General features: G+C 64.0%; 1 protein-coding gene and 1 pseudogene. One reads left to right on the top strand and one right to left on the bottom strand.

Features of this window, described 5'->3' with window-relative positions; translation table 11 throughout:
- Positions 1-4925, bottom strand: a pseudogene (locus F6X42_RS40960) (AAA family ATPase); the annotation flags it as partial.
- Positions 4926-5846: 921 nt separating this feature from the next.
- On the opposite strand from F6X42_RS40960, the gene F6X42_RS40955 reads away from it, so the two are divergent.
- Positions 5847-7667 (top strand): ABC transporter transmembrane domain-containing protein, encoded by a 1821-nt coding sequence (locus tag F6X42_RS40955; protein ID WP_187639485.1) that lies wholly within the window; start codon positions 5847-5849, stop codon positions 7665-7667.
- Positions 7668-8007: the final 340 nt, after the last annotated feature.

Genomic DNA, 8007 nt, shown 5'->3' with positions numbered 1-8007 from the left:
CGCTCAGCCACCGCAGGCCAGCCTGGGCGTTGGTGACCGTCGCGGCGATCGGCTGGTTGACCTCATGGGCGATCGAGGCCGCGAGCTGGCCCATGGTGGCGACGCGGTTCGCGTGCGCCAGCTCCGTTTGCACCTCCCGGTAGCGCCGCTCGCTCTCGCGTGCTTCTTCCGCCGCCCGCTTGCGCTCGGTCAGATCGAGCACGAAAGCGACACCTTCCTTGCCACCTGCTTTGAATGTGGCCCCACCAACCATGACGGGCACACGGCTGCCGTCCTTCCTGGTGAACTCCTTCTCGTAGGCCTGCCCGCGCCCCGTTTCCCCGGTCTCTGCCAAGGCTCGTGCGTCGACTTCACGCCATTCCGGCGGCGTGAGATCCGTCCAGCGTACGCGACCCGAAACGAGATCCGCGCGCTCGTATCCCACCATTCGCAGAAATGCGTCATTGGCCTCGAGAATGTCACCACCGGCATTCCAGACGATGATCCCGATGATGTTGGCGTCGACGAGGCGGCGGATCTTCGCTTCGCGTTCCGCGAGATCGCGGTACAGATGGGCATTCTCCAGCGCGATCGCAGCCTGCGAGGCCACCAGCCTCAGCACGGCGATCCGGGCCGGGCTGAACACGCGGGTAGTCAGACTGTTTTCGAGGTAGAGCGCACCGGTGAGCCTGGCCTGATTCATCAGGGGCAGGCAGAGAATTGAACGGGCACGATGCTCACGGATGTAAGGATCCGTGGCGAACGGGGGCTCGGCCGCGGCATCGTCGAGAATGACGCTCTCCCGGGTGCGCAGCACATGGTAGAGGACCGACTCCGGCAGCGCTGCCGAGCTCACCGGCACATCGCGCAGTTGGACATGAGCCGAGTCGCCGCCGCTCGACGCTTGCGCTGCTATCCGTTGTTCACCGCCGTCCGGAAGAATCAACAGACCGCGTTCGGCGCCGGCCTGTTCAATCGCCGTGCGCATCAGCGTATCGATCAGCTTTTCCAGGACGATGTCACCCGAGACGGCCTGCGACACCTTGATCACGGTGGCGAGGTCGAGGCGTTCGACCGGTGTCGCGATCGTGCCCGCGGGGCCGGGTGCGGGCTCTTCCGTCCTCAGATGCGGATACAATTCCTCAAGCTGCCGCACCTTGCCATCGGCGCCCCAACGCAGGTAGCCGTAGCGGGCGTCCTGCAAACACACACGGGCCATCCTCTCAAGACCGCGCGCCGCGTAGAAGCGCCCGGCGAGTTCGTTGGCGAGTGCCTCATTGTGGACAAAGCCGTTTGCCTGCGCCGAGTGGATGGCCTGCTCGTAGAGCTGCTCGGCATCAAGCCCGCGGCCTTCAAGGCGGGCGATTTCGGCACCAACCAGCGTGGCGCGGTTTTCGAAGTTCTCCGGGCAATTCTCTGACCAGACCTGCAGCTGCCTGTGATGCGCAGCCAGAGCGTCGAGGTGCTGCGGCCGCTCGCCTGCCGGTGCGGAATCGCACCAGGCGGCTTGGGTCAGCGCGGCATAAAAGTGATATTCGGCCTCTTCAAGGTAGGCCGATGAGGTCCAGAGCAGCCGTTGCGCCTTCGATGCGGCGTCCATGGCCGTCGCATAGTCGCCGGCGATATAGCGCGCCTGCAGTTTCCGGATCCAGTACCAACACGCAGCCATCGCCAGGACCGGGTTGCTGGACAAGTGATATTCGATGCGATGCTCATTGAACTGGCCGTCGTCAAAGCAACCGAATTTCGGCGTCAAGCCGCGGAGCATCCGGATCAGCGCGAGTTGCGTGGTGATGAAGTCAATGACAAGGCCGAACCGCGCCTTCTCGACGAACGCGAGCCCGTGTTCCGCTTCGGCTTGCACCTCAGGCAACGGCTCGCCGGCGAAGAGAAGATCCGAGTTGAGATTGCAGCGCGTGTAAGCTGCATACGCGAGGTCTCCGATCCGGTTCGCCGCTTCGAACGCGCGGCGATACAGATCACGGCAAGCCCGCACATGTTTCGTCCAGCGCGCCACAAATATCGCGAAGCAATTATACGTGCTCGCACGTGCTCGCCGCGAAGCGTTTGAACCCGCGTCGTTCGACGAGTTCGTAACCGAGCTGGCCGAATCGGAATCCGGCCTGGTAGTCGCCGAAACGCGGTCCAGCGATTCTGCCGAGCAGAACATAGGCGAAACATGAAGCATCGCAGTTGCCCCGCTCGAGGCTTACACTGACCGCCTTGCAGATCGTGAGGGACGCCAGGTTCGCATCCGTAAACACGGCCGGCGACTTAGTCAGAACCTCGACGGTCGCAAGCGTTGCCGCGTCCTCCATCAGAGGCAAATCGATGAGATCCTCGATGGTCCGGCCCGCAAGCAGTGACCAGATGCGCTTGTATTCGCGTCGCACCTCCTCCCCTGTCGGACGGGGTGACCACGCGATACCGACCTGCTGGAGATAGTTAAGACACACAGCGACCGCGCGGTCGCTTTGATCGAGGGTCGTGCAGACATCCATGTGCAAGCACGCGACGCTGGCTTGTTCGACCGTTGTCGTGGCGCGATTTGATAACACCGCCAATCGCTCGTCGGCGACCGATAACTGGCCGGTCAAAAATTCGCATTCGGCCCGGTTCAGCTCCAGCGCAAAGATCAGCTCATGCCTGCGCTCCCAGCAATCGTCCTTCAATAGTTCCGCACCAGTGATGAGATAGGTGAGCGCCGAGGCATAGGCGGTCGACGCCTTGGCGCGCTGGCCGGCTACCAGGTTGAACCCGGCCAGCTGCTCCCGCTCGTCGCGTGACGTGATCAAGGCCGCGCCACGGTTCAGCTGACCCACGATCTCGAAGATCGCCTCCTCCCGCTGCTCCGGCGGCGTGTGCGTCAGGAGCAGTCGGCCGATCTGCAGATGGGCCGCGGCGCGTGAGGTTTCCGGGATCAATGAATAAGCCGCTTCCTGAACCCGGTCGTGAACAAACTGGTAGGAGCCCTCCAGACGAGCGACCAGTTCCTGACGAAGCGCCTTCCAAAACACCGCGTGGACCTGCGCCTCCGGGATCCCGAGCACGTTCGAAAGCCTGGTGATTGCGGCAACATTGCCGAGGCAGGCGAGCTGCTGCAACGCCTGCTGCGTGCCGGCCGGCAGGCGGGTCAGCTTTCCGACCATCAGGTCCACCACGTTCTCGGTGTAACCCTTGGCATGGATGCGATCAAGATCCCAGCACCAGCGCGCCGCGTCATAGTCGAAGGTAAGTAAATTCTCGTCAGCAAGTGCGTGCAGAAACTGAATCACGAAGAACGGATTGCCGGCGGTTTTGTCATGCACGAGCTGCGCGAGTGGCGTGACGCGTTCCGGTTCGCCGTGAAGCGCCTCCGTAAGTAATTGCACGAGGTGCTCGCGGGCGAGGGGCGCCAGTGCGATCTCTTCCACCTTTCCCCCGGCTTTCTTGAGCGCGTCGAGCTTCCGTATCAACGGATGAGCGGCATCGACCTCGTTGTCGCGATAGGCACCGATCAGCATGAGGTGATTCAGATCCGAGCGGGTCAGCAGATCCTCGAGCAGGTCGAGCGTCGCAGCGTCGAGCCACTGCAAATCGTCGAGAAACAGCGCCAACGGATGCTCTGGTCGGGCAAACACACCGATGAAGCGGCGGAAGACGAGCTGGAAACGGCGTTGCACCTGCTGCGGCTCAAGTTCCGGGACCGGCGGCGGGTTACCGATGATGAGCTTCAGGTCGGGGATCAGATCGGTCATGAGCCGTGCATTCGGGCGCAGCGCCTCCAGCAACGCGTCGCGCCAGCGCGCCAGCTCGGTATCGCGCTTGCCGAGCAGCGGCCTCACCAGGCTTTGAAAAGCCTGCACCAGCGTCGAATAGGGAATGTCGCGCTTGTACTGGTCGAACTTACCCGAGGCGAAGAGCCCGCGCGGTGGCACCAGCACCTTGTGCAGTTCATTGACGAACGCGGATTTGCCGATCCCGGAATAGCCGGACACCATCACCAACGCCGGGGCGCCGCCATTGACGACGCGGTCGAAGGACGCGAGCAGGGTTTCGATCTCGCGCGCTCGCCCATACAGCTTCTCCGGAATCAGCAGCCGGTCGGGCGTGTCGTGTTCGCCCAGCGGGAAGTCATCGATGCGTTGCTGACGCTCCCAATCGGACAGGCAGCGTCGTAGGTCGCGCTCGACGCCGGCGGCGGTCTGGTAGCGTTCCTCGGCCGTCTTGGCGAGCAGCTTCATGACGAGCTGAGAGACCGCAGCAGGGACCGTCTCCGACCGCTCGTTGGGCGGCGCCGGCTTTCTGGCGATATGGCAGTGCACCCATTCCATGGGGTCGGCGGCCGTAAACGGCAGCGCGCCGGTGAGCATCTGATAGAGCGTGACGCCAAACGAATAGAGGTCGCTGCGCGAATCGATCGAGCGGTTCATCCGGCCGGTCTGCTCGGGCGCCATGTAGGCGAGCGTGCCGGCGATGGTCTCGAGCAGCTCGGGCGCCTGTCGTTCGCGCGGCAGCCGCGAGGCGATGCCGAAGCCAGTGAGCCGCGCCTGGCCGTCCGCGCAGTTCACCAGGATATGGGCCGGCTTGAGGTCCTTATGGACGAGGCCGCGCTGATGGAGCTTGCCGAGCGCCGCGGCGATGCCCACGGCAAGGTGCAAAACACTGGCCACCCCCATGGGCGCGCCGAGCAACTGCGCGAGCGGCTCACCGCCCGGATCCTCGAGCACCAGCAGAGTCCGGCCGCCTTCGCGCACCAGCTCCAGCGGCCGCACTGCCCACCCGCCATAGAGTTCGTCCTTCAATCCGAATTCGTGAGCGAGGCGATCGAGGATGCCGAGTGGTGGATGTTCGGCGGCGGGCCGCGCAATCAGGACATCGTCGTCGCCGCCGCCATCGCCCGGGCGCCGTCCTCGAGTGAAGACGCGCTCGCCATCCTCCCACACGATCTGGAGGCTGTTACCCATCGGCGCTGAAACCATAGGTCCGGTTCATCTCCGCATTCCGCCGTCAGGCTGTCGCCCATCATCGTCATTTGGGTTTTAGAGGAAGCGGGGAGCGCTGACATTCGTCTGCCTCAACTGGCAGGGCGCGCTCGAACAGTGATCTCTAAGACGGCATCTGCGCACGGTCAGCAACGCGTGCAGCAGCAGGCGTCTGGTCAGGATACACCTCGACGAGCGCGGCGGTATAGGGATGGGTCGGAGGGCCGCGGTGAGGACCTGCGCACGCTACGCTGACTGGGTCGTCGGGATGGGATGGGGCCAGGGCGCGACGCAGCTTCGCCGATAGAGACCCCGCACGAAGTCTAATGAAAAGGCGGAGGGTAGCGACCAAGAGCGCCTGTCTGGGAACTACCCTCCGCGGCACGGTTGGGGTTGGCCTTGGCCAACGATCCGAGACGGTCGGCGAAGGCCGCCTGCCGCCAGCCGCTGAGGGACGGACGACCGCGGCGCCTCGGAAGCAGTCGTTTGCTTGATGAGGCGTCCAACGGCAGAAGTGGGTCGGGTCGTGCCGCTCGCAGACACGCTATGACCGGCCCGGCTCGGCGATTAACGTTTGCTCCCGACTCGGCAATCGCGACCGGCGCATTTCGTATCAAAGCGACGGCCACTGCGGGCCCACATGTAGCGTACCCAACGTTGCCATCGACCCTGTTGCGCAGCGGTAGTATTACGCTTTACCTGCTCTTCGCGGTCGCACTCGACGCTCCTCTGTACCTGTTCGTGGATCTGGCGCAACGCCAAGCCACCGGGTCCTTTCAGTTCGTCCGGATCGGGTTTGTCTGTCATGGCAATGGCTCGAGTCGCGGCAAGCACGCGACCGCTGCCTTCGAATCTGTAGGACTGGCACAATCGAGATGAACTTCTACCCGCTCGGGAATCCTCATGCCAGACGCTGTCCCGCCTTCGCCGCCTTCGCGGGCTATAGGCCCCCTGTTTGCCCTGTTTCCCTTCATGCGCCCGTATGCCGGGCGCTGGGCGCTCGCGTTCCTGGCGCTGGTGACGTCGGCGGGCGCCACACTGGCGTTGCCGGTGGCGTTCAAATACCTGATTGACCGTGGCTTTGCTGCGGGTGACCGTACGCATATCGATCGCTATTTCCTCGCGTTATTCGCCGTTTCGCTGGTACTGGCCAGCGCCACGGCACTGCGCTTCTACCTCGTGTCGTGGCTGGGCGAGCGGGTCACGGCTGATTTGCGAAGTGCGGTCTACGACCACGTGCTGGAGATGAGCCCGCAGTTCTTCGAAACCACGCAGACCGGAGAGGTGCTGTCGCGGCTCACCACCGACACCACCTTGATTCAGACGGTGGTGGGCACCAGCCTGTCGCTGGGGTTGCGCAACTTCTTCCTGCTTACCGGTGGCGTGGCGATGCTGGCAGTGACCAGCCCTGTACTGTCAGGCTACGTCATCGCTACGCTGATGGTGGTGGTCGCTCCCGTCGTTGTCTTCGGTCGGCGCGTGCGCCGCCTCTCGCGCGCCAGCCAGGACAAGGTAGCGAACGCGAGCGCGCTGGCGGGCGAGGTCCTCAATGCCATGCCGACCGTCCAGTCGTATACGCAGGAGTCCTTTGAGGCGCGGCGGTTTGCCGGCGCGGTGGAGGTGGCCTTTGAGACAGCGCTCAAGCGAATTCGGGCGCGTGCTTGGTTGACCGCCGTGGTTATCGTGCTGGTATTCGCCGCCGTCGTGTTCGTCCTCTGGCTTGGGGCGCAGTCTGTGCTAGCCGGGCGGATGACGGCCGGCCAGTTGTCCCAGTTCATCCTCTACGCGGTGTTCACCGCCGGCGCTGTGGGAGCTGTCGCCGAAGTGTGGGGCGATCTGCAGCGGGCTGCCGGCGCCACCGAACGTTTGTTGCAACTGCTGGTGGCACGCTCGCCGGTGGTGCAGGCCGAGGCGACGGTTGCGCTGCCGGCGCGCGGGGACGGCATCCGCTTCGACAATGTTAGCTTTTCGTATCCGTCCCGCCCCGGCATCGCTGCACTCGCCGGGCTCTCGCTCGACGTCCGCGCGGGCGAACATGTCGCGCTGGTTGGACCGTCCGGCGCCGGCAAAACCACGCTGTTCCAACTGCTGCTGCGATTTTACGACCCGCAGGCCGGCAACATTCTGATCAACGGCGTCCCGACGCGACAGGTGCCGATCCTCGAGTTGCGCAAGGGAATTGGGGCAGTGCTGCAGGAATCGGTGATCTTTTCGGGCAGCGTGCTCGACAACATCCGCTACGGCGCGCACGAGGCCACACTCCCGCAAGTGCAGCGGGCTGCCGAAATGGCCGCTGCGGCCGGCTTTATCGAAGAACTGCCGCAAGGCTACGACACGTTTCTAGGCGAGCGCGGAGTACGACTGTCTGGCGGACAGCGCCAACGCATTGCGATCGCCCGCGCGATCCTGAAGAATCCGCCCGTCCTGCTGCTGGACGAGGCCACCAGCGCGCTCGACGCTGCCAGCGAACGCCTCGTGCAGAAGGCGCTGGACAATGCCGCGCAGAACCGCACCACGCTGGTCATCGCGCACCGCCTCGCGACCGTACAGCAAGCGGACCGCATTGTCGTGCTGGAGCAAGGCCGCATCGTCGCGCAGGGCCGTCACGCCGACTTGCTTCTGAGCTCGCCGCTCTATGCCCAGCTTGCCGCCCTGCAGTTTGGCGAGCAGGTTGCGCATACGGGACAGAGCGACGCTGAGTGCGATCGCGTCGACTCGGCGTGAAGACACGATCCAGGTCGGCACGGGCAACCGCAGGGCTCCCAACGGATCGACATGACGCGGTAGCGTAAGGCAATAAGCGGCCATGAGGAGCCGCTCACTCGCACCGTCGCTCGGCCACACTGGCGTCGACTCTGCACCGAAAAGCGGCCGTTCCGTTTTGTGGCTGATCGTCTGCGAAAGACGAAGGGGCTTTTCCAATCAGGCCCACTAGACTAGCAGGCTGCGGAAATACACCCCTCCAAAAGCAACGTCCATCGCTCTGCGCGGCTACCGCCGCGCAATTTTCTGCATTACGAAATTTCAACGTGAATCCAGCTTATTTTTCGACAGTTTGAGGCCT

Origin of the sequence: Paraburkholderia podalyriae (genome assembly GCF_014397785.1) — a bacterium.
Taxonomy (GTDB): domain Bacteria; phylum Pseudomonadota; class Gammaproteobacteria; order Burkholderiales; family Burkholderiaceae; genus Paraburkholderia; species Paraburkholderia podalyriae.
Note: the sequence above shows the minus strand (reverse complement) of the source record. Positions and strands in the feature narration are given on the sequence as shown.